The organism is Pseudomonas sp. QL9 (assembly GCF_041409665.1).
GTDB lineage: Bacteria > Pseudomonadota > Gammaproteobacteria > Pseudomonadales > Pseudomonadaceae > Pseudomonas > Pseudomonas knackmussii.
This window is the reverse complement of record NZ_CP166971.1, coordinates 1-26,790: the sequence shown is the minus strand read 5'-3', so window position 1 is coordinate 26,790 and position 26,790 is coordinate 1. Positions and strand designations below refer to the sequence as shown.

General features: G+C 67.0%; 29 protein-coding genes. 21 read left to right on the top strand and 8 right to left on the bottom strand.

Annotated features, from left to right (window positions below; genetic code table 11):
- Positions 1–4 precede the first annotated feature (4 nt).
- The 4 genes from ACA097_RS00145 to ACA097_RS00130 are packed head-to-tail and all read left to right on the top strand — an operon-like array spanning position 5 to position 6,025.
- Positions 5–3,541, top strand: a complete 3,537-nt coding sequence (locus tag ACA097_RS00145; protein ID WP_371367634.1) for a glycosyltransferase — start codon at positions 5–7, stop codon at positions 3,539–3,541.
- A gap of 11 nt (positions 3,542–3,552) precedes the next feature.
- The gene (gene vioA / locus ACA097_RS00140) at positions 3,553–4,713 is read left to right on the top strand and encodes a dTDP-4-amino-4,6-dideoxy-D-glucose aminotransferase VioA (protein WP_371367632.1); all 1,161 of its coding nucleotides are present in this window, start codon (positions 3,553–3,555) and stop codon (positions 4,711–4,713) included.
- Positions 4,689–5,432 (top strand): methyltransferase domain-containing protein, encoded by a 744-nt coding sequence (locus ACA097_RS00135; protein WP_371367630.1) that lies wholly within the window; start codon positions 4,689–4,691, stop codon positions 5,430–5,432. Before vioA ends, ACA097_RS00135 begins: the two co-directional genes overlap by 25 nt.
- Positions 5,429–6,025, top strand: a complete 597-nt coding sequence (locus ACA097_RS00130; RefSeq protein ID WP_371367628.1) for an acyltransferase — start codon at positions 5,429–5,431, stop codon at positions 6,023–6,025. The genes ACA097_RS00135 and ACA097_RS00130 overlap by 4 nt, the downstream gene beginning before the upstream one ends.
- Before the next feature lie 101 nt (positions 6,026–6,126).
- Here ACA097_RS00130 and ACA097_RS00125 read toward each other — a convergent pair whose 3' ends face one another.
- On the bottom strand, positions 6,127–6,594 hold the full coding sequence (locus tag ACA097_RS00125; protein WP_043252173.1) for a BRO family protein: 468 nt from the start codon (positions 6,592–6,594) through the stop codon (positions 6,127–6,129).
- Between the two features lie 494 nt (positions 6,595–7,088).
- Positions 7,089–7,889, bottom strand: a complete 801-nt coding sequence (flgA, locus tag ACA097_RS00120; protein ID WP_371367626.1) for a flagellar basal body P-ring formation chaperone FlgA — start codon at positions 7,887–7,889, stop codon at positions 7,089–7,091.
- Positions 7,890–7,969: 80 nt separating this feature from the next.
- Between flgA and flgB the strand changes: the two genes are divergently transcribed.
- From flgB to ACA097_RS00050, 14 genes are all read left to right on the top strand, one after another.
- Positions 7,970–8,338 (top strand): flagellar basal body rod protein FlgB, encoded by a 369-nt coding sequence (gene flgB, locus ACA097_RS00115; RefSeq protein ID WP_043252174.1) that lies wholly within the window; start codon positions 7,970–7,972, stop codon positions 8,336–8,338.
- Positions 8,339–8,340: 2 nt separating this feature from the next.
- Positions 8,341–8,772 (top strand): flagellar basal body rod protein FlgC, encoded by a 432-nt coding sequence (gene flgC / locus ACA097_RS00110; RefSeq protein WP_043252175.1) that lies wholly within the window; start codon positions 8,341–8,343, stop codon positions 8,770–8,772.
- Positions 8,769–9,431: a flagellar hook capping FlgD N-terminal domain-containing protein gene (locus tag ACA097_RS00105; RefSeq protein ID WP_371367624.1), complete on the top strand. Its 663-nt coding sequence runs from the start codon at positions 8,769–8,771 to the stop codon at positions 9,429–9,431. Before flgC ends, ACA097_RS00105 begins: the two co-directional genes overlap by 4 nt.
- Before the next feature lie 23 nt (positions 9,432–9,454).
- The gene (flgE, locus tag ACA097_RS00100) at positions 9,455–10,645 is read left to right on the top strand and encodes a flagellar hook protein FlgE (RefSeq protein WP_371367622.1); all 1,191 of its coding nucleotides are present in this window, start codon (positions 9,455–9,457) and stop codon (positions 10,643–10,645) included.
- Between the two features lie 9 nt (positions 10,646–10,654).
- The gene (flgF, locus tag ACA097_RS00095) at positions 10,655–11,380 is read left to right on the top strand and encodes a flagellar basal-body rod protein FlgF (RefSeq protein ID WP_371367620.1); all 726 of its coding nucleotides are present in this window, start codon (positions 10,655–10,657) and stop codon (positions 11,378–11,380) included.
- A 54-nt stretch (positions 11,381–11,434) separates the two neighbouring features.
- On the top strand, positions 11,435–12,220 hold the full coding sequence (gene flgG / locus ACA097_RS00090; RefSeq protein WP_043252179.1) for a flagellar basal-body rod protein FlgG: 786 nt from the start codon (positions 11,435–11,437) through the stop codon (positions 12,218–12,220).
- A complete protein-coding gene (gene flgH / locus ACA097_RS00085) occupies positions 12,217–12,891 on the top strand; it encodes a flagellar basal body L-ring protein FlgH (protein WP_371367617.1) in 675 nt (224 codons plus the stop codon). The genes flgG and flgH overlap by 4 nt, the downstream gene beginning before the upstream one ends.
- Before the next feature lie 13 nt (positions 12,892–12,904).
- Positions 12,905–14,008 carry a flagellar basal body P-ring protein FlgI gene (locus ACA097_RS00080; RefSeq protein WP_371367615.1) on the top strand — a complete coding sequence of 368 codons (1,104 nt, stop codon included), beginning with the start codon at positions 12,905–12,907 and terminating at the stop codon, positions 14,006–14,008.
- Positions 14,009–14,017: 9 nt separating this feature from the next.
- Positions 14,018–15,013 (top strand): transglycosylase SLT domain-containing protein, encoded by a 996-nt coding sequence (locus tag ACA097_RS00075; protein ID WP_371367613.1) that lies wholly within the window; start codon positions 14,018–14,020, stop codon positions 15,011–15,013.
- Positions 15,010–16,374 (top strand): flagellar hook-associated protein FlgK, encoded by a 1,365-nt coding sequence (flgK, locus tag ACA097_RS00070; RefSeq protein WP_371367611.1) that lies wholly within the window; start codon positions 15,010–15,012, stop codon positions 16,372–16,374. The genes ACA097_RS00075 and flgK overlap by 4 nt, the downstream gene beginning before the upstream one ends.
- 23 nt (positions 16,375–16,397) lie before the next feature.
- Positions 16,398–17,312, top strand: coding sequence for a flagellar hook-associated protein FlgL (gene flgL, locus ACA097_RS00065; RefSeq protein WP_160287024.1), 915 nt, complete (start codon positions 16,398–16,400; stop codon positions 17,310–17,312).
- Between the two features lie 12 nt (positions 17,313–17,324).
- Positions 17,325–18,365, top strand: a complete 1,041-nt coding sequence (locus ACA097_RS00060; RefSeq protein ID WP_371367609.1) for a hypothetical protein — start codon at positions 17,325–17,327, stop codon at positions 18,363–18,365.
- Between the two features lie 115 nt (positions 18,366–18,480).
- On the top strand, positions 18,481–18,807 hold the full coding sequence (locus tag ACA097_RS00055; protein ID WP_371367607.1) for a tryptophan synthase subunit beta: 327 nt from the start codon (positions 18,481–18,483) through the stop codon (positions 18,805–18,807).
- Between the two features lie 344 nt (positions 18,808–19,151).
- Positions 19,152–19,757, top strand: a complete 606-nt coding sequence (locus tag ACA097_RS00050; RefSeq protein ID WP_052355266.1) for a DUF4157 domain-containing protein — start codon at positions 19,152–19,154, stop codon at positions 19,755–19,757.
- 74 nt (positions 19,758–19,831) lie between these two features.
- On the opposite strand, the gene fnr is transcribed toward ACA097_RS00050, so the two are convergent.
- Together fnr and ACA097_RS00040 are read right to left on the bottom strand one after the other, a co-directional pair.
- A complete protein-coding gene (gene fnr, locus ACA097_RS00045; protein WP_371367605.1) occupies positions 19,832–20,578 on the bottom strand; it encodes a fumarate/nitrate reduction transcriptional regulator Fnr in 747 nt (248 codons plus the stop codon).
- Between the two features lie 142 nt (positions 20,579–20,720).
- Positions 20,721–21,278, bottom strand: a complete 558-nt coding sequence (locus tag ACA097_RS00040) for an Hsp20/alpha crystallin family protein (RefSeq protein WP_371367603.1) — start codon at positions 21,276–21,278, stop codon at positions 20,721–20,723.
- 205 nt (positions 21,279–21,483) lie between these two features.
- On the opposite strand from ACA097_RS00040, the gene ACA097_RS00035 reads away from it, so the two are divergent.
- From ACA097_RS00035 to ACA097_RS00025, 3 genes are all read left to right on the top strand, one after another.
- Complete coding sequence (locus ACA097_RS00035) at positions 21,484–22,218, top strand: hypothetical protein (protein WP_371367600.1); 735 nt, start codon at positions 21,484–21,486, stop codon at positions 22,216–22,218.
- A 94-nt stretch (positions 22,219–22,312) separates the two neighbouring features.
- Positions 22,313–23,209, top strand: a complete 897-nt coding sequence (locus ACA097_RS00030) for a universal stress protein (RefSeq protein ID WP_043252198.1) — start codon at positions 22,313–22,315, stop codon at positions 23,207–23,209.
- Between the two features lie 15 nt (positions 23,210–23,224).
- On the top strand, positions 23,225–23,461 hold the full coding sequence (locus tag ACA097_RS00025) for a hypothetical protein (RefSeq protein ID WP_043252199.1): 237 nt from the start codon (positions 23,225–23,227) through the stop codon (positions 23,459–23,461).
- Between the two features lie 31 nt (positions 23,462–23,492).
- Here the strand turns inward: ACA097_RS00025 and ACA097_RS00020 are convergent, their stop codons facing one another.
- The 4 genes from ACA097_RS00020 to ACA097_RS00005 form a co-directional block, all read right to left on the bottom strand.
- Positions 23,493–23,678 (bottom strand): hypothetical protein, encoded by a 186-nt coding sequence (locus ACA097_RS00020; protein ID WP_043252201.1) that lies wholly within the window; start codon positions 23,676–23,678, stop codon positions 23,493–23,495.
- A 16-nt stretch (positions 23,679–23,694) separates the two neighbouring features.
- Positions 23,695–24,258, bottom strand: coding sequence for a GNAT family N-acetyltransferase (locus ACA097_RS00015; RefSeq protein WP_052355267.1), 564 nt, complete (start codon positions 24,256–24,258; stop codon positions 23,695–23,697).
- A 135-nt stretch (positions 24,259–24,393) separates the two neighbouring features.
- A complete protein-coding gene (locus tag ACA097_RS00010; protein WP_371367597.1) occupies positions 24,394–25,593 on the bottom strand; it encodes an MFS transporter in 1,200 nt (399 codons plus the stop codon).
- Positions 25,594–25,902: 309 nt separating this feature from the next.
- Positions 25,903–26,790, bottom strand: a complete 888-nt coding sequence (locus ACA097_RS00005; RefSeq protein WP_043252205.1) for a TIGR02285 family protein — start codon at positions 26,788–26,790, stop codon at positions 25,903–25,905.

The window sequence follows — 26,790 nt, the reverse complement described above, 5'->3', positions numbered from 1 at the left end:
GTGTGTGTTGAGTCACTCCAACGAAGCCGGCCCGCTGGTCAGCGTGGTGATCCCGGCGTATCGCGCCGACTTCCTTGCCGATGCCCTGAGCAGCGTGCTGCTGCAGACCTACCGGCCGCTCGAGCTGGTGGTTTCCGACGACTGCCGCAGCGATGCGGTGCGCGCGCTGGTCGACGACTTCCGCGCCCAGGCCGATTTTCCCATCGTCTACAAGCACAATGCCGAGGCCCTCGGCGAGCGTCTCAACACAGCTGCCGGCGTGGCGCTGGCGAGCGGCGAGTACATCAAGTTCCTCCATGACGATGACCGCCTCGCGCCTGGCTGTGTCGAGGCTTTGCTGGATGTGATGCGCCGCGAGAGCAATGTCGTGCTCGCCAGTTCGCGGCGCCGCCGCATCGACGAGGCCGGCGCACCGTTGCCAGACATTCGCGAGACGGCCTTCCCCTTCGCCGGCGACGTGCTGATCGACGGCCAGGACGTTGGCGGCTTCTTCGCCGAGCACCTGGTCAACTTCATCGGCGAGCCGAGTGCCGTGCTCTGCCGGCGCAGCGACCTGCTGGCGCTGGGCGACGAGCTGATGTCGCTGAACGGTGAGCGCATCTCCTGGGTCGGCGACCTGGCGCTGTACGTGAACCTCCTGCGCAATGGCCACCTGGCGCTGCTCGCCGAACCGCTGATGGACTACCGGGTGACTGCCAGCCAGGTGACCCAGCAGGGGCGCGACGATCCCTCGCTGTGGCTCTCGTGCCACGAGCAGTTCAAGCAGGCGCTGCGCGATCTCGGCTGGAATCGACCGGTCGCGACCTGTCACTGGTTGCAAGTGGCGCCCATTACCCGGGTCAAGACGCGTGCGTTCAGGAGCGTCGACCTGCTCACGGCCATCGCCCAGGCGGCCGGCCATGGCGGTTTCTCGCTGGCCTCCTGGCTGGGCGTTCGCCAGCCGACCCCAGCCCAGCAGCGGCTGATCGACCAGCGCCTGGCGGAGCGGGGCGGCGGTCCGCAGATCGAGATTCTGCTGCTCGATCTTCTTGGCGCTGCCGATAGGGTGCGGTGCAGCCTGGACAGCCTGGCCGAGCGCAACGGCTACCGGCGCTACGCCGTGCGCGTGCTGAGCGATGCGCCGGAGCGGCTGGCCGGGCTGGGCGTCGAGTGCCTGCCGTTGGCGGGCGAGGCGCCGGTCAGGGCGGTCAACCGTGCGTTGGCATCGTCCACGGGCGACTGGCTGCTGATCGCGGACGCCGGAGTCGAGTTCACCCCCGGCGGCCTGCTGGTGGCAGCGCTGGATCTGCTCGAAGCCCCGGACAGTTGCCGCGCGGCATACGCCGACGAGGTGCTGCGTGTCGGCGAGGGCGAGCTCGGCCTGGCCCTGCGCCCGGACGTCAACCTCGACCTGCTGCTCAGCTTCCCCGCCGGCCTGGCGCGCCACTGGTTGTTCCGTCGCGAGGCGTTGCAGGCGGCCGGCGGTTTCGACGAGGCAGCGGGCGAGGCCTTCGAGCTGGACTACCAACTGCGCCTAATCGAGCGCGAAGGTCTCGCCTCGTTCGGCCACATCAGCGAGCCGCTGCTGCTCGCCGAGCATCCGCCGCTGGCCGATAGCGCCGATGAGCGCCGGGTGCTGCAGCGCCATCTCGGCGAGCGCGGTTATCCGCAGGCGCAGGTGCAATCGCGCTATCCGGGGCGCTACGAAATCGACTACGGGCATGCCCCGGCCCCGGCCGTCAGCGTGCTGGTGGTCGTCGAGGGTGACCTGGGCCGGCTGCAGCGCTGCGTGCAGACCCTGATGGAGCAGACCGCCTACCCGAACTACGAACTGCTGCTGGTTTGCGTCGGTGCCCAGGACGCCGAGACCTGTGCCTGGCTGCGCGGCATCGAGGGCCTGGGCCAGGCGCGCCTGCGCGTGCTGCGCCAGCCAGTCGGTGAAGGTCGCGAGGCGGCCTGCAATGAGGCGGCGCAGGCGGCCAGGGGCGACTTCCTGCTTTGGCTGGGCGCCGGCGCCGGCATCCTCCAGCGCGATTGGCTGCAGCAGTTGCTCAACCACGGCCTGCGTCCGGAGGTCGGCGCGGTCGGTGGCAAGCTGCTGGCGGCCGATGGCACCGTGCGCCAGGGCGGACTGCTGCTCGGCCTGGGCGCGCCGGTGGGCAGCGCCTTCCACGGCGCTGCTATGGATGCGCCGGGCTACATGAGCCGACTGCTGGTGGACCAGAACCACGCTGCGCTCAGCGGCGACTGCCTGTTGCTACGCAAGGCGCTGTTCCTCGAGGCCGGTGGCTTCGAGCGCGAGCCGAAGCTGTCGCGCTGGGCGGCGGTGGATCTGTGCCTGCGCCTGCAACAGGCCGGCTACCTGAACGTCTGGACGCCGCGCGCGTACCTGATGATGGACATGCCCGCGCAGCCGGCCGCCAGCGTCGAGGAAGAGGACGCCATGTACCAGCGCTGGCTGCCGCTGCTGGCGCGCGACCCTTCCTATAACGCCGGCTTCGCCCTCGGCGGCGACCAGGGCTACACCCTCGGCGACCCGGTGCAGGCCTGGCGTCCGCTGCAGGGCTGGCAGCCGGTGCCGAGCCTGCTGGCGCACCCTGGCGACTTGCATGGCTGCGGCCACTACCGGGTGATCCAGCCGTTCAACGCGCTGCGTGCCGAGGGGGCGCTCGACGGCAGCATGTCGCTGACCCTGCTCGACGTGCCGAGCCTGGAGCGCTACCAGCCGGACATCATCCTGCTGCAGCGCCAACTGGGCGACCAGCGCCTGGAAGCGATGCGCCGCTACCAGGCATTCTCCCGCGCCTTCAAGGTCTACGAGCTGGACGACTACCTGCCCGGCGTGCCGATGAAGAGCATCCACCGCCAGCATTTCGTGTCCAGCGACATGACCCGCTACCTGCGTCGCGGGTTGTCCTACGTCGACCGTTTCGTAGTTTCCACCGAGCCGCTGGCCGAGGCCCTGGGCCACCTGCACAGCGACGTGCGGGTGATGCGCAACTGCCTCGATCCGCTGTGGTGGGGCGATCTGAAGAGCGAGCGGCGCGTGTCAGCCAAGCCTCGCGTGGGCTGGGCCGGCGGCTCCAGCCACACCGGCGACCTGGAGCTGATCGCCGACGTGGTCAAGGAACTGGCCAACGAAGTGGAGTGGGTGTTCTTCGGCATGTGCCCGGAGAAGCTGCGCCCCTACGTGCACGAGTTCCATCACGGCATCCCCATCGCCCGCTATCCGGCGGCGCTGGCGGCGCTGAACCTCGACCTGGCGCTGGCGCCGGTGGAGCAGAACCTGTTCAACGAGTGCAAGAGCAACCTGCGCCTGCTGGAGTACGGCGTCTGCGGCTTCCCGGTGATCGCCAGCGACGTGCGCTGCTACCAGGGCGAGCTGCCGGTGACGCGGGTGAAGAACCGCTTCAAGGACTGGGTCGACGCCATCCGCATGCACCTGGCCGACCTCGACGCCAACGCGCGCATGGGTGACGAGCTGCAAGCGGCCATCCGCCGCGACTACATGCTCGAAGGCGCGAACCTCGAACGCTGGCTGCAAGCCTGGCTGCCGGGCTGAGGGAAACTGCCATGACCGACAAGACCCTCTACGTCACCCAGCCGCACTTGCCGCCGCTGGAGGAGTTCCTGCCGTACCTGGAGGAAATCTGGGAGCGACGCATCCTCACCAATGGCGGCCCTTTCCACCAGCAGCTGGAAAAGGCGTTGTGCGAGTACCTGGGCGTGGAGCACATCGCGCTGTTCGCCAACGGCACCCTGGCGCTGGTCACGGCGCTGCAGTCGCTGCGCATCACCGGCGAGGTGATCACCACGCCATACTCGTTCGTGGCGACGGCGCACTCGTTGTTGTGGAACGGCATCAAGCCGGTGTTCGTCGACATCGACCCGCACTCGCTCAATCTCGATCCACGGCAGATCGAGGCGGCCATCACCCCGCAGACCACGGCGATCCTGCCGGTGCACTGCTACGGCCGGCCGTGCGACGTCGAGGCGATCCAGCGCATCGCCGACAACTACAACCTCAAGGTCATCTACGACGCCGCGCATGCCTTCGGTGTGCGCGACGCCGGCGGCAGCGTGCTGCGCCATGGCGACCTGGCGATCCTCAGCTTCCACGCCACCAAGGTGTTCAACACCTTCGAGGGCGGCGCCATCGTCTGCCCGGACGCCAAGACCAAGCAGCGCATCGACCACCTGAAGAACTTCGGTTTCGTCGACGAGGTGACGGTGGTGGCGCCGGGCATCAACGGCAAGATGAGCGAGATCAACGCCGCCTTCGGCATGCTCCAGCTCAAGCACGTGGATGCTGCCATCGAGCGTCGTGGGCAACTCGACCGCCAGTACCGCGATGCGCTCGGCGAAGTGGCCGGCCTGCATTGCCTGCCGCGCGACGGGGCTGCGCGGGACAATCACGCCTACTTCCCGATCCTGGTCGAGGACGGCTACCCGCTGTCCCGCGATGCGCTCTACGCGCGGCTGCGCGAACACGGCATCCACGCGCGGCGCTATTTCTACCCGCTGATCTCCGATTTCCCGATGTACCGCGGCCTGCCTTCGGCGCAAAGCGGCAACCTGCCGGTGGCCGCCGGCATTTCCGAGCGGGTGCTGTGCCTGCCGATCTACCCCGACCTGACCGACGAGCAGCAACAGCGCGTGATCGATGTGCTGCGTGCCTGCGCCATTCCAGCCTTCGCGAGCCAAGCCCCATGCGTCAGTGTTCCCTGTGCCTGAGCCAGGTGCCGAATTTCCTGCCCCTGCCCGATAACCTGGTGCGCCTGTTCAACCGCCTGGAGGTCGACTATTCGCTGGAAGACTTCGAGACGCTGAATGTCGGCCAGTACAGCTGCCCGAGCTGCGGCGCGGCGGACCGCGAGCGGCTCTACGCGCTCTTCGTGCGTGCCTGCCTGCAGTGGGGCGGCGAGCAGCCGATGCGCATTCTCGACATCGCGCCGGCGCCGGCCCTGTCGCGCCTGCTCAGCGGCCTGAACCACGTTCACTACCGCTCCGCCGACCTCTGTTCGCCGCTGGCCGATGACCAGGTGGACATCACCGACATGGCGCTCTACGCCGATGCGTCCTTCGATTTCATCCTCTGCTCGCATGTGCTGGAGCACGTGCCGGATGACGCCAAGGCCATCGCCGAGCTGTACCGGGTGCTGGCCCCGGGCGGCGCGGCGATCCTCATGGTGCCGATCCTGCTGGGGCGGGACGCAACCGACGAGGACCCCGCAGTGGACGACGTCAACGAGCGCTGGCGGCGCTTCGGCCAGGACGACCATGTGCGCATGTACGCCCGCGAGGACTACCTGGCGCGCCTGCGTCGGGGCGGTTTCGAGGTGCTCGAACTGGATAGCGCGACCTTCGGCGAAGGGGTGTTCCGCCAGCACGGCATCACCGAGCAATCGGTGCTCTACATTGGCCGCAAAACTGAATCGAGGAACGACGGATGACCTGTCTAGATGTGAGCCGCATGGGCTTCAAGCACGTCGGCGAAAACGTGCGGATCTTTCCCGGCGCGAAGATCATCGGCTGCGAGAACATCCATATCGGCAGCAACGTGATCATCGACGACTTCGTGCTGATCTACGCCACCGCGCCGGTGTACATCGGCAGCTACGTGCATATCGCCTCGTACGTCTCCATAACTGGCGGCGCGGCCGTGCTGGAGGACTTTTCCGCACTTTCGTCCGGTACGCGGATCATTGCCGGCAGCGACGATTTCCTCGGCGGCGGCCTGACCAATCCCACGGTGCCGGCGCAGTACCGCAGCGTGAAGCGTTCGTTCGTTCACCTCGGACGCCACGCGCTGGTCGGCACCAACTGCAGCATCCTGCCGGGCGTGCATATTGGCGAGGGAACCGCGGTGGGCGCCAACTCGGTGGTCGGCAAGTCGCTGGAGCCCTGGGGTGTTTACCTGGGGGCACCTGCGCGCCGGCTGAAAGCGCGCGAGTCGGAAACCATCCTGCGCCTGGAGCGCGAGCTGATGGCCGAGCGACCCTTCGAGCCGCTGGTGCCGCCAGATATGCGGGCGCTTTACGGCTGAAAGGTGGCGCTCGGTTTTCTGGGTTCCCGCGTTCGCGGGGATGACGCGCAGAGGAGGGCGCGGGATGCTGCTTTTCGCAGGAGCAATGGGCCCAACCCAGCCTACGGGCTGGTTTCCAGCAGCGTCAGCGCGTCCTTCGCCCGCACCCAGAGCGTGCCTTGCCAGTCCAGCAGGCCCAGCTCGCGGCCCAACGCCTGGCCATAACGGCGGCGCGGCAAGTGCTGGTTGTGCTGCTCTTCGTCGCGTAGCACCGGTATCACTTCGTTGCTCAGCCACTGGCGCAGGCTGCGGTTTTCCGGATGGTAGAAGTTGACCGCCAGCAGCGCGTAGACACCGCTCTCGCTGACCAGCAGCTCTTCTTCGGCTGCGCCTCGCGGCCCCATCAGCAGGGCTTTGCGGTGCTGGTCCGGGTCCAGGCGATGGATCACCCGTTCGGTGACGTGGCTGTTGGTCAGCCGCGCCAGGTCGCGGGCGACGAACCAGGCCTGGCGCTCGATCAACACGACGCGCAGCTGGCGGTGGTAGCGCAGGAAAGTGGAGGGAATCAGGACGGAATCGGAAGGGCTCATTGCTGTCGCTCCTTGCTGTATTCAAGAAGCCGCCACCGGAATGCCGGGAGGGGAGGCGGACCGTGCAAGGGTGGAAAACCGGCTATTACCAGACCGGCCGGGCCGAAGCCCGCCTTGCACGGTCCGCCATAGACAGCCAGAGAAGGCCCGGCTTGTTTAAGGCCTGACCCTCTCTGCTATGGCGCGTAGGTAATAGCTCAGGTTTCCACACCTGACCGCGAAAATCGCGGCGGGCGAAAACTACGCAGAGAGCTTGTAGGACCGCAATGCAGTTACAGCGTAGGAAATTTCGCCTGGTAGGCGGCACGAGCCTTTTTCTCGCCTGCCGCAGCCACGTCGGGGCTGGGCTGGAAACCGTAGGATGGGTTGAGGCACGAAACCCATGCGGTCGTCGGTGACGTTCGCGCTGTGTTCGTCATTGGAGGGGGGGCGACCGCGGGCAGCATGGGTTTCGCTTCGCTCAACGCCATCCTGCGGATACGTTGCCCCTTTCTTCATTCGAAGGTGCTGCTGACCACTCCGGCGTCGATCACCTTGGCCTGGATCACCTTCTGGCTGCTCAGGTTGCGCACCTTGATCACTTCGCCTTGCTGACCGTTGGCCATCGCCTCGCCGGGCATGCTCGCCTGGATGCCGTCGCGACTGGCGCTGATGCGGACTTGCTGGCCGCGTTTTACCTGCGCGGCCTCGGTGAGCAGCGCCGGGGTCAGCAGTTGGCCAGCGCGTACTCGGCGGCGCAGGGCCTGGCCGAGCACCTGGTCGGCGCGCACGTAGAAGCCATGGTGGGCGCGGGCGATGTTCTGGGCCTTTAGCTGCAGGTCGCCGGCTTCCAGGGCGTGGCCGCGCTCCAGCACGGCGCCGGTCACCAGCACCGGGAGGAAGACTTCCGCCTGGCTGCTGACCACGAGCGACCAGCCATCGCCGCAACGCACTTCATAGCGCTGCCGAGCCAGCACCGAAGGCTCGTCGCTGCGGCGCAGCACCTGCAGCGGGGTGGCGCAGGGTGTCGGCGGCAGTGCGCCGAGCAGTTCGTGGCTGAACTGGCTGCGGGCGCCTTGCCAGCCATTGCGCTGCGCCTCGTCGGCCAGTTGCGCCGAAAGCTGTGCGCTCACCGCCTGTTCGACCTGGGCACGCACGCCGTCGGCAGCTTCGCTCACCGGCGCGCAGCAGAGGCCGGCGAAGAGGAGGAAGAGGGCGGAAATGGCTTTTCCGCCTGCCGTCGCCGAACGACGCGAAAGCGGAAGGCGGCGTTGTGCCTGTTGTCCTTCCTGCTGGCTGAAAGTCAATGAAATCAAGGTTTTGCTCGCTGTTCTCAAGATAGGCACGGTTCCTGCTGAAGGGGATCCCAGCAAGAGTCAGGCCGGAGACACGAACGATGAGCATACGGGTAGAAGAATCGCTGGGCGTGCACATTCGCGCGCTGCAGGTGCGCGGCGAGCGCAGCGAAATCCTCGCCGCCAACCTGGCGAACCAGGACACCCCGGGTTTCCTCGCCCGCGATATCGATTTCGCCGGCGAGATGCAGCGCCTCGATCCGCAGGGCGCTGACGCCGACCTGGTGTCCGCCGACAGCCCGGCGCAGTTGAAGTACCGCATTCCCAACCAGCCGTCCGAAGACGGCAACACCGTCGAGCAGGGTGTCGAGCAGGCCGAGTTCTCGCGCAACGCCATGGGCTTCCAGACCAGCCTGACCTTCCTCGGCATGCAGTTCCGCGGCCTCAAGCAAGCCATCGAAGGACATTGACCATGGCACTGGATTCCATCTACCGCATCGCCGGTTCCGCGATGACCGCGCAGACCGTGCGCCTGAACACCGTGGCCAGCAACCTGGCCAACGCCGATTCCGCCGCCTCCAGCGCGAGCGCCGTGTACCAGGCGCGCAAGCCGATGTTCGCCGCGGTCTACGGCAACGACGAGCTGACCCGCGGCGCCGGCATGGGCGGCGCGCGTGTGCAGGTGATGGACGTGGTCACCTCCGGCCGCCAGCCGCAACGCCGCTACGAGCCGAACAACCCGCTGGCCGACCGCGACGGCTACGTGTTCTACCCGGACGTCAACGAGATCGAGGAAATGACCGACATGATGTCGGCCACCCGCAGCTTCGAGAACAGCGTCGACGTCCTCAACCGCGTACGCAGCATGCAGCAGGGCCTGCTGAAGCTCGGAGAAGAGGCATGACCACCGTCAACGGCACCACGTCCGGCAGTTCCACGGACAGCACCAGCAGCAGCCCGACTGCCAACCTGACGGACGTCAGCCAGCTGCAGAACAACTTCATCAGCCTGATGGTCGCGCAGATCCAGTACCAGGACCCGACCGATCCGGTGGACAGCACCCAGTTCGTCAACCAGTACTCGCAGCTGTCGCAGGTGCAGAGCCTGGAGAACCTCAACACCATCCAGAAGAACAGCCTGGTGCTCGCCGACAACCTGCAGAACCTCACCGCCGCCGGGCTGGTGGGCCACCAGGTGATGGTCTCGGCGGACAGCCTGAGCCTGGACGATGCCGCCATCGACGGCCAGGTGCAGCTGGAGCACGCCTCCACCAGCACCACCCTGAAGCTGACCAGCAGCGCCACCGGCGAGGTCACCGAGGTCGCCCTCGGCCCGCAGGAGGCCGGCACCGTGATGTTCACCGTCGATCCCGAGAAGCTCGGCCTGGCGCCGGGCAAGTACGCCGTCGAGGTGCAGACCAGCAGCGGCGAGAAGCCCAAGGTCGAGATCGGCGGCAAGGTCAGCAACGTGCGGGTCAGCAGCAATGGCCCGGTACTGGACGTTGACGGCGTGGGTTCCGTGCCTTTCTACAACATCGTCGAATTCGGCAGCGGCGCTGCCTGAGCCCTTCCTAGGAGCAACCCCAGATGAGCTTCAACATCGCCCTGACCGGCCTGAACGCAGTCAGCGAGAAACTGGACGCGGTCAGCAACAACATCGCCAACGTCGGCACCACCGGCTTCAAGTCCTCGCGCACCGAGTTCGGCAGCGTCTACGCCGACAGCCAGGCCATGGGCGTGGAAGTGCTCGGCAACACCCAGAGCATCAGCCTCGGCGGCAGCATCACCAACACCAGCCGCAACCTCGACCTGGCGATTTCCGGCGCCGGTTTCTTCATGGTCAAGGGCGGCACCGGCGAGACGCAGTACACCCGCGCCGGCGTGTTCAACACCGACAACGCCAACTACGTGGTCAACGCCTCCGGCCAGCGCCTGCAGGGCTACATGACCGATGCCGCGGGCAACCTGCAGTCCGGCACCGTGGGCGACCTGCAGGTGAAGACCGCCAGCCTGCCGGCCAAGGCCACCGACGCGCTGTCCTTCGTCGCCAACCTCGACGCCGACGAAGCCGTGCCGACCACCACGCCCTTCGATCCGGCGACCAAGGCCAGCTACAACTCCACCTACACCACGAAGATCTACGACTCCCAGGGCAAGCAGCACACCCTGACCCAGTACTTCGTGAAGAACGCCGCCAACGACTGGACCAGCAACTACTACGTCGACGGCACCGCCGCCGGCAGCCAGGCGCTGACCTTCGACTCGGCCGGCATGCTGACTTCGCCGACCACCCCGACCACCCTCAGCGTCGCCGGCCTGCCCGGCGGCGTGGCGCCGCTGTCGATCGCCGTCGACTTCACCGGCACCACCCAGTACGGCTCGGACTTCGCGGTGACCACCAACGCCCCCACCGGCTACGCCTCGGGTGACAAGACCGGCCTGACCGTCGACGACCAGGGCATGGTCTACGTCAACTACAGCAACGGCGAGCGCCTGCTGCAGGGCCAGGTGGTACTGGCCAACTTCACCAACCCGCAGGGCCTGAAAGCGGTCAGCGGCACTGCCTGGACCGAGACCTCGTCCTCCGGCAGCGCGCTGGTCGGCGCGCCTGGCAACGGCCAGTTCGGCGACCTGGTGGCCGGCGCCCTGGAAGGCTCCAACGTGGACCTGACCGCGCAGCTGGTGGACCTGATGGAAGGCCAGCGCAACTACCAGGCCAACACCAAGGTGCTGACCACCGACAAGGAACTCACCCAAGCGCTGTTCGGCGCCATCTGAGGCTGACCCATGGACCGCCTTGCCTACACCGCGATGACCGCCGCCAACCGCACCCTGGAGTCGCTCTCGGTGCGCGCCAACAACCTGGCCAACGCCAATACCCCGGGTTTCCGTGCCGACATGGAAAGCGCCCAGGCGGTGGACATCAAAGGCTACGGCTACGACAGCCGGCACCTGGCAACCGTGAAGAACGACGGCGTCGACATGACCCCGGGCACCCTCACGGTGACCGGCCGCGACCTCGACTTCGCCATCCGCGGCCAGGGCCTGATCGCCCTGCAGGACGGCAACGGCGAGGCCTATACCCGCCACGGCAGCATGGTGGTCGACAGCGAGGGACGCCTGACCATCAACGGCCGCCAGGTGATGGGCGAGGGCGGCCCGATCGTGCTGCCCGAGTACGACAACGTGAGCATCGGCGAAGACGGCACCATTTCGGTGATGCCGCGCGGTGACTACCTGATGACCGAGGTCGACAAGATCAAGCTGGTCGACGCGCCGGCCGCCGAACTGAAGAAGAACGCCGCCGGCCTGCTGGTGCGCAAGGACGGTCAGCCGGCCCAGGCCACGGAGAACGTGCGCCTGGTCAGCGGCTACCTGGAGGCGAGCAACGTGTCGTCGATCGACCAGCTCACCGCGACCCTCAGCCTGAATCGCACGTTCGAGACCCAGGTGAAGATGATGAAGGCCGCCGAGGACATGGCGTCCGCCGGCGATCGCCTGCTGCGCGACTGACGCCACCCGTACAACTTGAGGTCGCGTAGGGCGCGGCCGTGAAGGAGCATCCACATGAGTTCGGCACTCTGGGTCAGCAAGACCGGTCTGGCGGCGCAAGACACCGCGCTGTCGGCGGTCGCCAACAACCTGGCCAACGTCAACACCAACGGGTTCAAGAGCGACCGCGTGGTCTTCGAGGACCTGTTCTATTCCATTGACCGCCAGCCCGGCGCCCAGGCCGACCAGGTCAACACCGTGCCCTCGGGCATCCAGCTGGGCAGCGGCGTGCGCGTCGCCGGCACGCAGAAGGTGTTCACCGAAGGCAGCATGCAGACCACCGGCCAGCCGATGGACCTGGCGATCGTCGGCCGCGGCTTCTTCCAGGTGGAAGCGCCCAACGGCGACACCCTGTACACCGAGAACGGCCAGCTGCAGCTCAATTCCGATGGCGTGGTGGTCAACGCCCAGGGCCTGCCGTTGATCCCCAATATCGAAGTACCGGCCGGCGCCAGCAGCTTCACCGTGGGCAGCGACGGCACCGTCACCGCGATCCTGCCGGGCGAGACCCAGCCGACCCAGCTCGGCCAGATCACTTTGGTCAACTTCACCAACCCGGCCGGCCTCGAAGCCCTGGGCGGCAACCTCTACCGCGAGACCGTCGCCAGCGGCCAACCGGTGGAAGGCACGCCGGGCGAGGAGGGCCTGGGCACGCTCAAGCAGGGTGTGCTGGAAGGCTCCAACGTGCAGGTGGTGGAAGCGATGGTGAACATGATCGCCATCCAGCGCGCCTACGAGGCCAACGCCAAGGTGCTGGACGCCGCCTCCGGCATGCAGCAGTTCCTCAACCAGACCGTATGACCGCCATGATCCGCCTGCCGATGCTGCTTGCCGCGCTGCTCCTGCTGGGCGGCTGCGCGAGCTTCAACGAGATGCTTCCGGAAGAGGATTCCAGCGCCTACCAGCCGCCGAAGTTCGACTACAGCATGCCGCCGACCACCGCCGGCGGGTTGTACCGTACCGGCTTCTACGGCGGCCTGGTGCAGGACCAGCGCGCCCTGCGCGTGGGCGACGTGCTCACGGTGGTGCTGGAAGAGCAGACCCAGTCGAGCAAGAGCGCCGGCACCAGCTTCGACAAGAGCTCGAGCCTGGGCATCGGCGTGCCGAAGATCCTCGGCCACGACTACGACCGCCTGGAAAGCTCGGCCAGCGGCAAGCGCGACTTCAAGGGCGACGCCAAGAGCGAGCAGCAGAACTCCCTGCGCGGCTCCATCGCGGTGACCGTGCACCAGGTGCTGCCCAACGGCACCCTGCTGATCCGCGGCGAGAAGAACCTGCGCCTGAACCAGGGCTCGGAGTTCATCCGCCTGACCGGGATGGTCCGGGTCGAGGACATCAACCGCAACAACCAGGTGTCCTCGCTGAACGTCGCCAACGCCAACATCTCCTACGCCGGGCGCGGCGTGCTCAACGACAGCAACTCGGCCGGCTGGCTGACGCGCTTCTTCACCCACCCCATCTTCCCCCTGTGAGACGAGACCGGTCATGCGCCTGACGCTCAAGCTTTTCCTTCCCGCGGCCTTGCTCCTATGGCCGCTGGCGAGCCGCGCGGTGCCGCTGCTGGACCTGGTCGACATCGAGGGCGTGCGCGGCAACCAGCTGATCGGCTACGGGCTGGTGGTGGGCCTCGACGGCACCGGCGACAAGAACCAGGTGAAGTTCACCAGCCAGTCGGTGGTGAACATGATCAAGCAGTTCGGCGTGAACCTGCCGGCCAACGTCGATCCCAAGCTGAAGAACGTGGCGGCAGTGAGCATCACCGCCGAGGTGCCGCCGTCCTACAGCCCCGGCCAGACGGTGGACGTCACCGTTTCCTCGCTGGGCGATGCCAAGAGCCTGCGCGGCGGCCAGCTGCTGCTCACGCCGCTGCGCGGCATCGACGGCGAAACCTACGCCCTGGCCCAGGGGGCGGTGGCCGTCGGCGGCCTCAACGCCAGCGGCCAGAGCGGCTCCAGCGTGGCGATCAACACCGCCAACGGCGGCCGCATCCCCAATGGCGCGACCATCGAACGGATGATCCCCAGCGACTTCACCACGCGCCCGGACATCATGCTCAACCTGCGCCAGCCGAGCTTCCAGACCGCCACCAACATCGTCACCGCGCTGGACGGCATGCTCGGCGCCGGCAGCGCCCAGGCGCTCGACGGCACCAAGGTCAGCGTGCGCGCGCCGGTCTCGGCGAACCAGCGCACAAGCTTCATGGCCTTGCTCGAAGGCGTCGAGGTGAAGGAAGGCCGCGAGCGGCCGAAGGTCGTCTTCAACAGCCGCACCGGTACCGTGGTCATCGGCCAGGGCGTGCGCGTGAAGGCCGCCGCCGTGTCCCACGGCAGCCTCACCGTGACCATCAGCGAGAACCCGCAGGTCAGCCAGCCGGCGCCGTTCTCCAACGGCCAGACCACCGTCACGCCGCAGTCCAGCGTCAACGTCAGCCAGGACAAGAAGCCGATGTTCCGCTGGCCGGAAGGCACCAACCTGCAGAGCATCATCGACACCGTGAACAGCCTTGGCGCGACGCCGGACGACGTCATGAGCATTCTCCAGGCGCTGGAGAAGGCCGGCGCGCTGAACGCCGAACTCATCGTCATCTAAGGCCGGGCCATGAGCATCGTTTCCCTACCCACCGCGCTGAATGTCGCACGTGGCCAGCAGGCCAACCCGCAGGCGCGCCTGCAGGCCGCGGCCGAGCAGTTCGAGGCGCTGTTCCTGCAGCAGATCCTCAAGCAGATGCGCAAGGCCAGCGACGTGCTTTCCGCCGGCAGCATGCTGCGCAGCCGCGACCTGGACACCATGCGTGACTTCTACGACGGCGTGATGGCCGACGACCTGGCGCAGAAGAAACAGACCGGCATCGCCGACATGCTGGTGCGCCAGCTCTCCGGGCACGACGCGCAAGGGCAGGGCGAGGCGCTGGCCGGCGGCGACCGCCTGGGCCTGCCGCGCAGCCTGCAGCAGGCGGTGGCGGCGGACTGGCAGCGCAGCGTGCAGAGCGTCGGGCGCCTTTGGCAGCGTGGTAGCGCGGCATTTTCCGACCTGGTCGAAAGCCTGATTTCCCATGAATCGTCCGGCGACGTCGCCGCTGTGTCCTCGCGCGGCGCGCGCGGCCTGATGCAGCTGATGCCGGACACCGCGAAGGACATGGCGGCCAAGCTCGGCCTGGATTTCGACGAGCAGCGCCTGACCCAGGACGGCGCGTACAACCGCCAGCTCGGCAGCGCCTACCTGGACGAGATGCTGCAGCGCTACGACGGCCAGCGCGCACTTGCACTGGCTGCCTACAACGCCGGCCCGGCGCGGGTCGACGAGTGGCTGAAGACCAATGGCGACCCGCGCAACGGCGAAGTCGATATCGACACCTGGGTACAGCGCATTCCCTACGACGAAACCCGCAACTACACCCGCGGCATCCTCGACGACCTGGCCCGCCGCGGCCATGCCGCCACGGCTCCGGCGCGCAGCAATGAAAGTGCGCCGGCAGCGCCGCTTAAGCCGCAGGCCGATCCCGTCGCCTATCAGCAACAGGGCGCACAGCATCAGGCGCTGTCCGCCGCCTTCGCCCAACCGATCCGCCTTCAGCCGAAAGGGAAGCAGTCGTGAGCAATTTGACGCAGATCGCCTACAGCGGCGTGCGCGCCTCGGAGATCGCCCTGTCGGTCACCGGGCAGAACACCTCCAACGTCAACACCCCCGGTTTCAGCCGGCTGTCCACGGTGATGAGCTCGCTGGGCGGGCAGGGCATGTCGAACCCCGGTGGCGGCGTCACGGTGAGCAGCATCCGCCGCATGTCCGACGACTTCCACAACCAGCAGCTGTGGCGCGCCACCACCGCGCAGACCTACTACAGCGACTCGCAGCAGTACCTGGGCGCGCTGGAAGACCTGATGTCCAGCGACGGCGCCAGCATCAACGTCGGCCTGGACAACTTCTTCACCGCCCTGAGCGAAGCCACCGGCACGCCGGATTCCGATGCCCTGCGCAAGCAGATCATCACCGAGGCCGGCAACCTGGCGCAGCGCTTCAATACGCTCTCCGGCAACATCGACACCCAGCTCAAGTCGCTGCAGGAGCAGCGCAGCAGCATGGTCGGCGAGATCAACGGGCTGACTTCCAACATCGCCCTGCTGAACAAGAAGATAGTCGCGGCCAAGTCCGCCGCCGCCGATCCCTCGGCGCTGCAGGACCAGCGCGATGCGCTGATCACCCAGCTCAGCCAGTACAGCGGCATCCGCACCGCGACTGCCGACGACGGCTCGATCTCGGTGTCCCTGGCCAACGGCCAGCCGCTGGTGGCCGGCGCTTCCGCCGCGCAACTGAAGGTCAGCCTGACCTCAACGGGGGAGCAGAATGTCAGCCTGTCCTTCGCCGGCACCCAGTTCTCCATCGACCAGCAGGGCCTGGGCGGCGGCATGGGCGCGCTCTACGACACCGAATACCAGACCCTGCGGCCGAACCAGGACCGCCTCGGGCAGATGGCCTCGCAGGTTGCCGACCTGGTGAACAACACCCTTGCCGGTGGCTTCGACCTCGACGGCAACGCCGGCCAGCCGCTGCTGCAGTACAACGCCGGCAGCACCAAGATGCTGACCCTGACCGGCCTCACCTCCCGCCAGCTGGCGCTGTCGGACAGCGTCGGCGAGGCGGGCAACAACGGCAACCTGCTCAAGCTGATCGACCTGAAGAACCAGTCCATCACCCTCGATGGCAACGCCGCGTCGCTGAACGACGCCTACGCCGGGATGATCGGCGAGGTCGCCAGCGCCAGCCGGCAGAACCAGGGCGACCTGGATACCGCCAAGTCCGTGACCACCCAGGCGCAGGCGCAGCGCGACAGCGTCAGCGCGGTGAACCTGGACGAAGAAGCGGTGAACCTGATGACCTACCAGCAGGCCTACCAGGCCAACATGAAGGTCATCAGCACCGCCAAGGACCTGTTCGACAGCATGCTCGCCGCCTTCTGAGCGGCCTGACCGGAAAACGCCCGATGCGCATCACCAATTCGCAGACCACCTCGATCCTGCTGGACTCGATGACCCGCAACAACGACAAGCTGTCGCAGCTGATGCAGCAGATGTCGAGCAGCAACCGCCTGTTGCACCCCTCGGACGACCCCATCGCCTCCGTGAGCATCATGCGCGTGCAGCGCGCCGAGGCCAGCCTGACCCAGTACGGCAGCAACATCTCCAGCCTGTCCGGCAGCCTGTCGATCCAGGAAACCAACCTGCAGTCGACCTCCGACACCATGCTCGACGTGCGCGACCTGCTGCTGTGGGCCTCCAACGGCTCCAACGGCAAGGAAGAGCTGAGCGCCATGGCCGGGCAGCTGTCGACCCTGGAAACCACCCTGGTGAGTTACCTCAACGTGCAGGACGAGGAGGGCCGCTACCTGTTCTCCGGCACCCTCACCGACCAGCCGGCGGTGACCTACGACTCGACCACCGGCACCTACTCGGCCACCGGCAACGCCAAGACCCGCCAGGCCGCCGTGGCCAACGGCGTGCTGGTCGACGAGAACGTCGCCGTGCAGCCGATCTTCGGCAGCAGCATGGACTTCCTCAACAGCCTCCACGGCCTGGTCGCCAAGCTGCAGGACCCGGCGCTGGACACCACCGACCCGACCGTCCTGCAGAGCATCAAGGACACCATGAACCTGCTGGACGACAGCCACGGCAAGGTGCTCTCGACCATCACTGACCTGGGCGGCCGGCAGAACACCCTGACCCTGCTGGACAACAGCAACCAGGACGTGTCGCTGGTCAACCAGAAGATCGAGGGCGACCTCTCGGCGCTGGACTACGGCAAGGCGAGCATCGACCTGAACAACTACAAGCTGGCGCTGCAGGCGACCCAGAAGACCTACGTGACGGTCAACGGGCTGTCGCTGTTCAGCATCCTCTAAGGTCCCCCGGCGATGAAGGTCGAGAATCCGTTTCCGGCGGTCGCCGCCATCGAGGGCAACGAGCGCCGCACGCCGGTGCCGCTGTCCGGCCGTGGCGGCGTACGCCAGCGCAAGAGCGCTGGTGCCAGCGATGCCGTGCAGGTCGAGCGCGGTCCGGGCAAGGCCGCCGGCTTCAGCATCCAGCTCAACCAGCAACTCAGCGCCATGCAGAGCGCCGAGGGCTACCTGGGCGAGCTGTCCGACCGTCTCAATCAGCTCAAGCTCAGCCTCGGCCGCGAACTGGCGTCCAGCCAGGGCAGCAGCCGCAAGCAACTGGACGAACCGCTCAAGCAGGCGGCCGACCTGCTCGACCAGCGCAGCGAGCGCAGTGCCGGCGGGCTCGACGCCAACCTCGAACTGCGCCTGCACGAGCCGGCGCGCACGCGCTTCTCCATCGACGGCCTGGAAACCCTTGACCAGGCGCGCAGCGGCGGCCGCGAGAGCCTGCTGTTCAGCGCCGGGCGCAGCCAGACCGAGCCGGGCGTGGTGGTGCTCGACGACGCCATGAGCGACCAGCAGATCCTGCGCAGCTTCAATCTGGGCCTGGCGTCCGCGGGCATTCGCGCGGAAGTCGGCGCGGACGGCAAGCTGACCTTCTCCATGGCCGAGACCGACTGGCAGCGCAACGGCGGCGAACTGAACGTGAAAGGCGAGGGCAAGCGCTTCGCCAAGGACCGCACCAGCCGGGCGCAGACCCGCGAGCAGCGTCTGCTGGACCTGCCGCAAAGCTTGGCCGGCAGTGGCCAGCGCGAGCTGCGGCAGATGCTCGACCAGGTGATCGACGCGCTGGACCGCATCGGCACCCTGCGCGACCAGCTGCGCCAGCGGCAGAACGAGATTCGCGAGTTCCTTGCACGCCAGGCCGGCAGCGACGAACAGCAGTGGGCGCAGGACTACGCCGAGTCGGTTTTCGACCTGGTCCGCCAGAGCGGTTCGAGCTACGCCGCGGTGACCCAGACCGTGGTCGCGCAAGCGAACTTGAGCCGATTCACGGTGGTCAGCCTGCTTTCTTGAGTCGACCTTGTTAAGCTCCGTCGAACCAATGGACCGTTCGACGGTCCGAGCATGCGGCGGAGGCAAGGGACAGGCCCCGCGTGTACCTCAGGCACAGACGGTGAAGGCGATCCGCATGGTTTACGTACAACGTGATGGACAAGGAAATCTGTTGAGGGTTGAGAGCCAGCCGTTCGAGGGCATGAACGACACGCTGGCCTACCAGAGCGACGAACTCAAGGATTGGCTGGAGGCCCGCACCGAGGTGCGCAGCCGCCTGGACCTGTTGCGCCACTCCGACCTGGACCTGGTCCGCGTGCTGGAAGACGTGGTCAACGTGCTGGTCGAGCGCGGCGTGATCCGCTACACCGACCTGCCCGAAGCGGCCCGCCGCAAGCTCGACGACCGCGCCGTCGCGCGCGCCGAGCTGGAAGGCCTGGCCGACCATCCGGGCGACGAATAGTCGCCCAATAGGCTGTTTTCGCCGATTTTCGCTGCTTATCCCAAAGGCTCCTGCGCACTCCGCAGGAGCGAGCTTGCTTGCGAACCGCACGGCACGGTGCTCCCCTGTAGGGCGAATAACCCCGAAGGGGTTATCCGCCGATTTCGCGCCGGGCGGCGGCGCATAACCGCTTACGCGGTTATGCACCCTACAGCTGGATCGGTGCAGTGCCTTTCCCGCTCAACGCTCTGCAGCTCGGCGGGAAACACCGCTCGTCCGCTCCCTCCCAGTGAGCAATTCGGCTCCGGCCGTTGTCCTAGGTAGCGCGGGTATACTCGCCCGCCTGCCTGATCCCGGAGCCCCGCTTGTCGATCCCTCTTGCCTCACGCCCGTTGCTTTCCTTCGTTGCAGCGGCCTGCCTCAGTCTCAGCGCATCTCTCTATGCCTGCCCGGCCGGCCAGGCGGAAATCTGCATGGGCGAATGCATCTGCGTGTCCGATCCCGATGGCACGCTGGGCGGCCTGCAGGAGAGCGCCCGGCAAGTCGCCGCGCCCGCCCTGGCGCTGTGGCTGAACCAGTCGCGCGAGCAGGCGCTGGCCGCCGGCGCCGAGCCCATTCCGCTGGATCTGCGCGTGAAGTTGCAGGCCTGGTACCCGGACGATTTGCTGCAAAGCGTGCGCTACCGCGTCGGCCAGGGCGACGACGTCGATGCCGCCAGCGCCATGCTGCAGAACCAGGACGTGGTCGCCGTGACCCTGGTGGACGTGATCGTGTTCCGCAATCGTGACGACGCGCTAAGCGACCTGGCGCTCTGGGCCCACGAACTCAAGCACGTGCAGCAATACCGCGAGCTGGGCGTGAACGGCTTTGCCCAGCAGTACGTGCGCAACTACCACACCCTTGAAGACCCGGCCTACGCCATCCAGAACCAGGTCGAAAAGGGCCTGCATACCGCATCGCGCAGCAACTGACCTCGCCGCTCAAGGCAACTGGAAGGTCCGCTTGATCTACTCGCGCAGCGCCGTTGGGCCTCTGGTTCGGGGTTTCAGGTGCTCTGCGTCGGGTTGTGGGTTTCGTGCTGCCCGCCCATCCGGCACAGGCCGCCACGGTCGAGCAGGCGCACTTCGCGGCCATGGCACTCGATCAGCCCAGCCTGGGCGTAGCGGGTGAACAGCCGGCTGACGGTTTCCACGGTGAGGTCGAGGTAGTTGCCGATTTCCGCGCGGGTCATCGGCAGGATGAAGGCATCCGGTGACAGGCCACGCTGGTGATAGCGGGTCGACAGCCCGAGGAGGAAGGTGGCCAGGCGCTGTTCGGCCCGTTCTCGGCTATGGCGGATGTGTTCGTGCTCAACGTGGATGCCCTGGCTGAGAATGTGCAGCAACTGGTGGCGCAGGCCGGGGATGCGTCCGGAAAGCTCTTCCAGCTGATCGAGGCCGATGGCGCAGACCAGCGAGGTCTCCAGGGCCGTGGCGTAGCCGCGGAATCGCTCGGCGCCGATGGCGTCGAGGCCGAGCATCTCGCCGGGGAGGATGAAGCCGGTCACCTGTTCTTCGCCATTCGCATCCAGCAGGTAGGTCTTGATGGCGCCGGAGCGCACCGCGTAGACGTGCTGCATGAGGTCGTCGGCGCGGAACAGGTACTCGCCCTTGTGCAGCGGACGATTGCGCCGAACGATGTGGTCGAGCTCTTCGACTTCGCTGTTGCTGAGGCTCGCCGGCAAGCAAAGGCGACTCAGTGAACAGGCCTGACAAGTGACCTGGAGACGGGGAAGGGGGCGCTCTTCAGGCATGACAAACCCGCAACGATTTAGTGAGTTTATTCACTATAGCCCTGCGGTATGAGCATGCGGGTTCGTCGGATGAGGGGCAGAAAATCGCGGTGCCCGGGTGCCGCGCGCACGTCCTTCCCAGAGCGCGCGCGGCCGGTCCGGCTCAATCAGCCGGCTTTACCGGAATCACCTTTTCCGGATGAACGGCTTCGGGGCGCTTGGGCAAGTGCACTTGCAGCACACCCTTGGCGAACTGGGCGTTGATCTTGTCGGCATCGACTTCCTTGGGCAGGCGGAAGACCCGTTCGAAGGAGCCATAGCGGCGTTCGGAGAGGAAGTAGTCCTTGCGCTTCTCTTCCTTCTGCTCCTTCTTCTCGCCCTTGATCACCAGGTTGCCGTTGCTCAGTTTGATCTCGATGTCCTTCTCGTCCATGCCCGGCAGCTCAGCGCTGAGTTGGTATTCCTCGGCGTGCTCGCTGAGGTCCACGGCCGGCATGTGGCGAAACGGCTCGCGATGCCAGAACGGTTCGACGTCGAAGGCGCTGTGGCCGAAAGGCAGGCGCAGCGGCGCGCGGCCGAAGTCGTCGAAGAGGCTGTCGATCTGCCGGCGCAGGTTGTCGAAGGGATGCCAGAAATCGGACGGGCCGCTGCTGGGCACCGGCGCTTTGCTGCTCTGACTGGGGACGGGGGTAACGGGGACTTTCTTCGCGATGTTGGACATGACGGCTTCCTCCGTTTGAGGCTTGCCCGGTTGAGGGTCGAGTCGATTCTGCAAAGCCGTTCGGGTGCCGATCTTGATCATGATCAAATTTCGAAGCCCATCGCCGCTACCGTTCGACGGCGGAATGTTGATGGCAATCAAGTCGCCCGCGGTTGTCCTCCGTAGCCTGAAGAAACAGCGGCCTGGATGGTCGAGGAGGAGCGTCATGCAGACGGTAAGCGAAGGGCACGTGCGGGTGATGCAGCGGATCGCGTTGGGCCAGGACGTGCATTGCCTGCGCCTGTGCCTGGAGGATGCCGACTTCGAGCCAGTGGCTCCCGGCCAGTATTGCCGCCTCTCCGGACCGGGGCTGGTGCCGCAGGCCTGCAGCTACGTGAGCCTGCCTGACCACGACGGTTGCTTCATGGTCGCCGTGGACGGTGCGCGCTCTGCCGTCTCGGTGGGCGAGCGGCTCGACTACCGAGGCCCTCTGGGCTGCGGCTGGCCGTTGCCGTTGCACGCCAGCCACCTGCTGTTGCTGGTGACCGACAATGGCCTTCTGAACCTGGCCGCGCTGGTCGACGAACTCGGCTGCTGGATGCCCTGGGTAACGCTGCGCCTGCTCTGCGAACCGCAGTGCTTCGAGCGCCTGCCGCAGGAATGCCGTGGTTGGCTGCGCTCGCTGGGGCTGGCGCCGGCGGCCAATCCGGACTGGCACTGCGGCGACTTGCTCGACCGACTCGAAGGGCAGCTCCGCGCGCAGCCCCCGGACCTGGTGTTCTGTAGCGGTTCGCAGCGCTTCAGCCTCGCCTGCGCCGAGCTGTGCCTACGCCACGGAGTGGCCGAGAGGAACATCTGGTTGCGCGCCGACGTCCTGCCGCCTATCGACGGTCCGCCGGCGGAGGAGGGCCCGGTCTTCCGCCTGGATCGCTATCCACCGGCGGGACGGGGTCGGACTTGATGCACATCAAATCGACAGCCGGGCGATCGGCCCAGGCTTGAGCAAGATCCAACGAGCATGCCCCTAGCGGGGTGCCACCCATGCGGAGGTCATCATGAGTACCTATCAGCGTCTGCTTCTGATCTGCGACCCGGTCCTGCACTATTCCCCCGCCATGGCCCGCGCCCAGGCGCTGGCCGGCTCCAGCGGCGCCACCTTGCACATGGTGGCGCTCGGCAGCCTGCCGGTCGGGCTGCGCATTCTCGACAACAGCCTGCAGATCCGCGCTCGCGAGGAGGCCCTGGAGCGCCAGCAGATCTGGCTGCGCAATCAGGTCGAACTCATGCGCGGCCATGGCATCGAGGCCAGCGCCGAGGCCATCTGGAGCGAAGAGCCGCTGCAGGAGGTGTTGCAGCTGGTGAATGAGCGCTCCATCGACCTGCTGATCAAGGACAGTCAGTACGAACCGGCGCTGAGCCGCGCGCTGATGGCGCCGCTGGACTGGCAATTGCTGCGCGTCTGCCCGGCGCCGCTGCATCTGGTCAGCCTGGCTGAGCACCCGCTGCCGCGGCGAGTGGTGGCGACGCTGGACCTGTCCCAGGACGATCCGCAGGTCGACACCCTGAACGATCGTATCGTCGAGGCGGCGCAGCAACTCGCCGAACAGTGCGATGCCGAACTGCACCTGCTCGAAGCCTACGACTTGTCGCCAAGCTTCCTCGCGTATGCCGCCGGCCCGGTGTCGTGGAATGCCGAAGTGCAGGAGGAAATCACCGGTCGCGCGCACCAGCGCATGATTCGCCTGGGCGAGCGTTTTGGCGTGCCACTGAATTTCCAGCACGTGGTGAAAGGTCAGGCGACCAAGGTGATCGCCGAGTTCGCCGCCGAACAGCACATGGACGTGGTGGTGATGGGCACCTTGTACCACGCCGGGCTGGCGAAGATTATCGGCAGTACGACGGAACAGGCGCTATACAAGGTTAAGTCGAGCATCCTGGCGATTCGCCCCTGAGGAGGGGGCTCCGGCATGAAGGTGGTCGCCTTTCTCAGTCTGCTGTTCTCTTTCTGGGCCGCCGCCTGTGTGGCCTGGATGGAGTATCGCTATACGCCGGCCGGCGGCGATTCACAGTACGTGTTCCTCTGGGATCGCTGGGAGAACCGGCTGTGCCTGGTTTCCCCGGCGTCTCCCTCGAAGATCATCTGCGATTTGCGCACCCTCTGGGTGCAACAGGACGGTACGACGCGCGAAGCGCCGCGGCCCTAGGCCGTCGGCGCTTCGCGTTCAATCGGGAGTTTCAGGCGGGTCGGCGCAGCTTCGGCGAGAGGTGCGACGCGCTTGCAGGCAGGACATGCGGCGCGGCGATGCGCTGTTCCAGCCGGGCCAGGTAGTCGCGGGCCTGGCGCTCGTCATGGAAGGGTACTCGCCATTCGTCCAGTTGCACGTAGCAGTGGCCGTCGATGGTGAGCAACTGGATGCGCATGGAAACCTCCCGCGGCTCAGGACGCCGCTTGCAACTTCAGGGTATGGATCAGTTGGGTGGCGTCTTCGGGGTCCTGGTGGCTGCTGAAGCCGAGGAAACGCGCCAGGTCATGCATGGCCGTGTTGGCCGCCGAGTCCACTGAAAACATCTGCTGCAATCCATTGCGTCGTGCGCAGTCGATCAGGTGGCGCATCAGCGCGACGGCCAGGCCGCGCTCGCGCCAGTCGTCCGCGACTGTGACTGCGCATTCGCACTGCTGCTTGTCCTGGCCCACCGAGTAGCGGCTGATGCCGACCTCGATGAGCTCGCCGTCCTGATGGACCAGGGCGACGTAGGCAACGCTGTCGTGGAAGTCCACCGCCATCAGCTGGTCGAGCAGGGCCGGGCTCACCTCGCGCATGCTGCAGAGGAAGCGGAAGTGCCGGGCCTCCGGCGACAGCCGGGCGATGAAGTCGGCTTCGCGCTGGCGGTCTTCCGCGCGCAACGGGCGGATCAGCACGTGCGTGCCGTCGGTGAGGGATTCGACCCAGTGTTCGCCGCTGGGATCTTGGGCGGGCAGGGTTGCGGGGGAAGCGGGCATGGAAACCTCCTGGCATCGGCGGATGTGTAGGCGAGTACCGCCGGATCACTTCTACGCCGGGCGTTGAATCGCGGATTGATCCGGATCAAAAGCCGAGGAGGTCAGCGCCGTTCGCAGCCGAACGGCGCCGAGGGGTCAGCAGTCGCCCTGCAGGGCGCTCTTCGCCGGGCGGCTGGTGGCCACGGAGATCGACCAGAGCACGAAGCCGCCGATGGCCAGCAGGCTGCCGACCCAGCCGGGCGAGGTCCAGCCGTAGCCGGCGGCCAGGGCCAGGCCGCCGAGGAAGGGGCCGAGTGCGTTGGCGAAGTTGAAGGCCGAGTGGTTCAGCGCCGCGGCCAGGCCCTGGGCGTCTTCGGCAACGTCCATCAGGCGCGTTTGCAGCACGGTACCCAGCGCGCCGCCGAAGCCGACGAAGAACACGCAGATCGAGACGGTCCAGATGTTCCCGGCGGTGAACGGGAAGATCGCCAGCACCACCGCGCTCCACACCAGCAGGCCGCCGGCGGTGGGCATCACGGCGCGGTCGGCGAGCACCGGGATGAACATGTTGCCGAGGGTCATGCCGACGCCGAACACCGCCAGCACCAGCGGCACCAGGGTCGGCGAGACATGCGTGACGGCGCCGAGGATGTCGGCCAGGTAGGTGTACACGGCGAACAGGCCGCCGAAGCCGATGGCGCCGATGCCCAGGGTCAGCCACACCTGGCCGCGCTTGAGCGCGCCCAGCTCGCGCAGCGGGCTGGCATCGGCCTCGGCGGGCGAGTAGGGGGCGAACAGGCGGACGCAGAGCATGGTGGTCACGCCTAGCGCGGCGACCAGGGCGAAGCTCCAGCGCCAGCCGACGGCCTGGCTCAGCCAGTTGGCCAGGGGCACGCCGACGATGGTGGCGACGGTCAGGCCGAGGAACATCCGCCCGACCGCCACGGTGCGCCGGTGCGGCGGCACCACGGAGGCGGCGACCAGCGCGGCGATGCCGAAGTAGGCGCCGTGGGGCAGGCCGCTGATGAAGCGGAACAGCAGCATCCAGTGGTAGGTCGGCGCCAGCGCGCTGAGGCCGTTGCCGAGGGCGAACAGGCCCATCAGCAGCACCAGCAGGGTGCGCCGCGGCAGGCGCGCGCCCAGCACGGCGAGCAGCGGAGCGCCCACCACCACGCCAAGGGCGTAGGCGCTGATCACATGGCCGGCGGTGGGCGCATCGATGCCCAGGGCCGGCGCGAAGTACGGCAACAGGCTCATGGTGGCGAACTCGGTGGTGCCGATGGCGAAGCCACCGACGGCCAATGCGAATAGCACCAGCGCCGTACCGCGATGCGGTTCGGTTTTGCGGGTAGTCATCAGGGATTCCTTGGTCTTATGAGGTGCGCCGAGGCGCGGCTGTCTTGCGGGGCACGGGCAAGGCGGGCCAACAGCAGAAGGACGCGCAGGATAGCAGAACCGTCCGGTCGATGGGCTGGTGAATGCGTCTGGCGCGCGGTTTGGCGATGGGCGGGAAATCTCCGCCAGGGGCCGTAGGATGGCTTGAGGCACGAAACCCATGCTGTCGTCGTGGGCTTCGGCAACGCGCTTCAACGGGGCGAATGCGGGGCGGGTTCCGGGATAAGTCCGGTGCGAGGCTTTCGCCGCATGGGGTTCGCTCAACCCATCCTACGGCGGTGTCGTTTCCGCCGCGCCGAACACCTTTTTCACTAGTGCCTGGTAGCGCTCCCGGTCTTCGCCTTGCAGTTGCGCGGCATAGGCGGCGGAGACGGCTGGGCGGATTTCGCCGAGGAGGCGGTTGATGTCCTGCACCACCTGGCGGCCGAGCGGGCTCTGCGAGCAGGCGATGTAGCCTTCGAGGTATTCCGGCGTGCCGGCGATGGCGTAGCGGCGCATGGCCGGCGCCGTCTTGCCCGAGAGCGCGAGGCGTTGCTCCAGCTCGTTGGGGTAGGCGAGCACGCCGTCGATCTGCCGGCCTTCGGTGGCCATCATGTTAAGCAGACCTTCGAGCTGGTCCTGGGCCAGGCGGCGGTACACCGCGGCGTCGTGCGGGTGCTGGTCGAGGGTGCTATCGATACCCGGGCCGTACTTGCGTCCGCCCATCACGCCCAGGCGGAAGTTGCCGTCCTGCAGCAGTGCCCGCAAGTCCACCTTGGCGTCGCGGGTGGGCGGCTGCTCGCGGTCGGCCGGCACGAACAGTTCGATGGGCAGCATCACCCGATAGGAGCCGCTGAAGGCGAAGGCGCGTTCGCGCTCCGGGGTCTTGAGGAAGGCGGCGAAGCAGGCGTTGTCGCGGGTCTTCAGCTCGCGCTCGATGCGCGGATAGTTCGCCGGCACCGTTTCCTGGATGTGCCTGTAGGCGGTCAGCCGGCGCTCGGCGATCCGCTGGGCGATCTCCGCCAGGCCCTGGCCCTGGTTCGGGCCGGTGAGGATGAATTGCGGCGGGAAGTCGGTGATGAGCCAGCGGACGGTTGGGGGGGCCGTCGGGGCAGGGGCCGCCTGGGCGGCCTGGGTGAGGGCGGCGATCAGCAGAAAGGCGCTGAAGCGGTGTCGCAC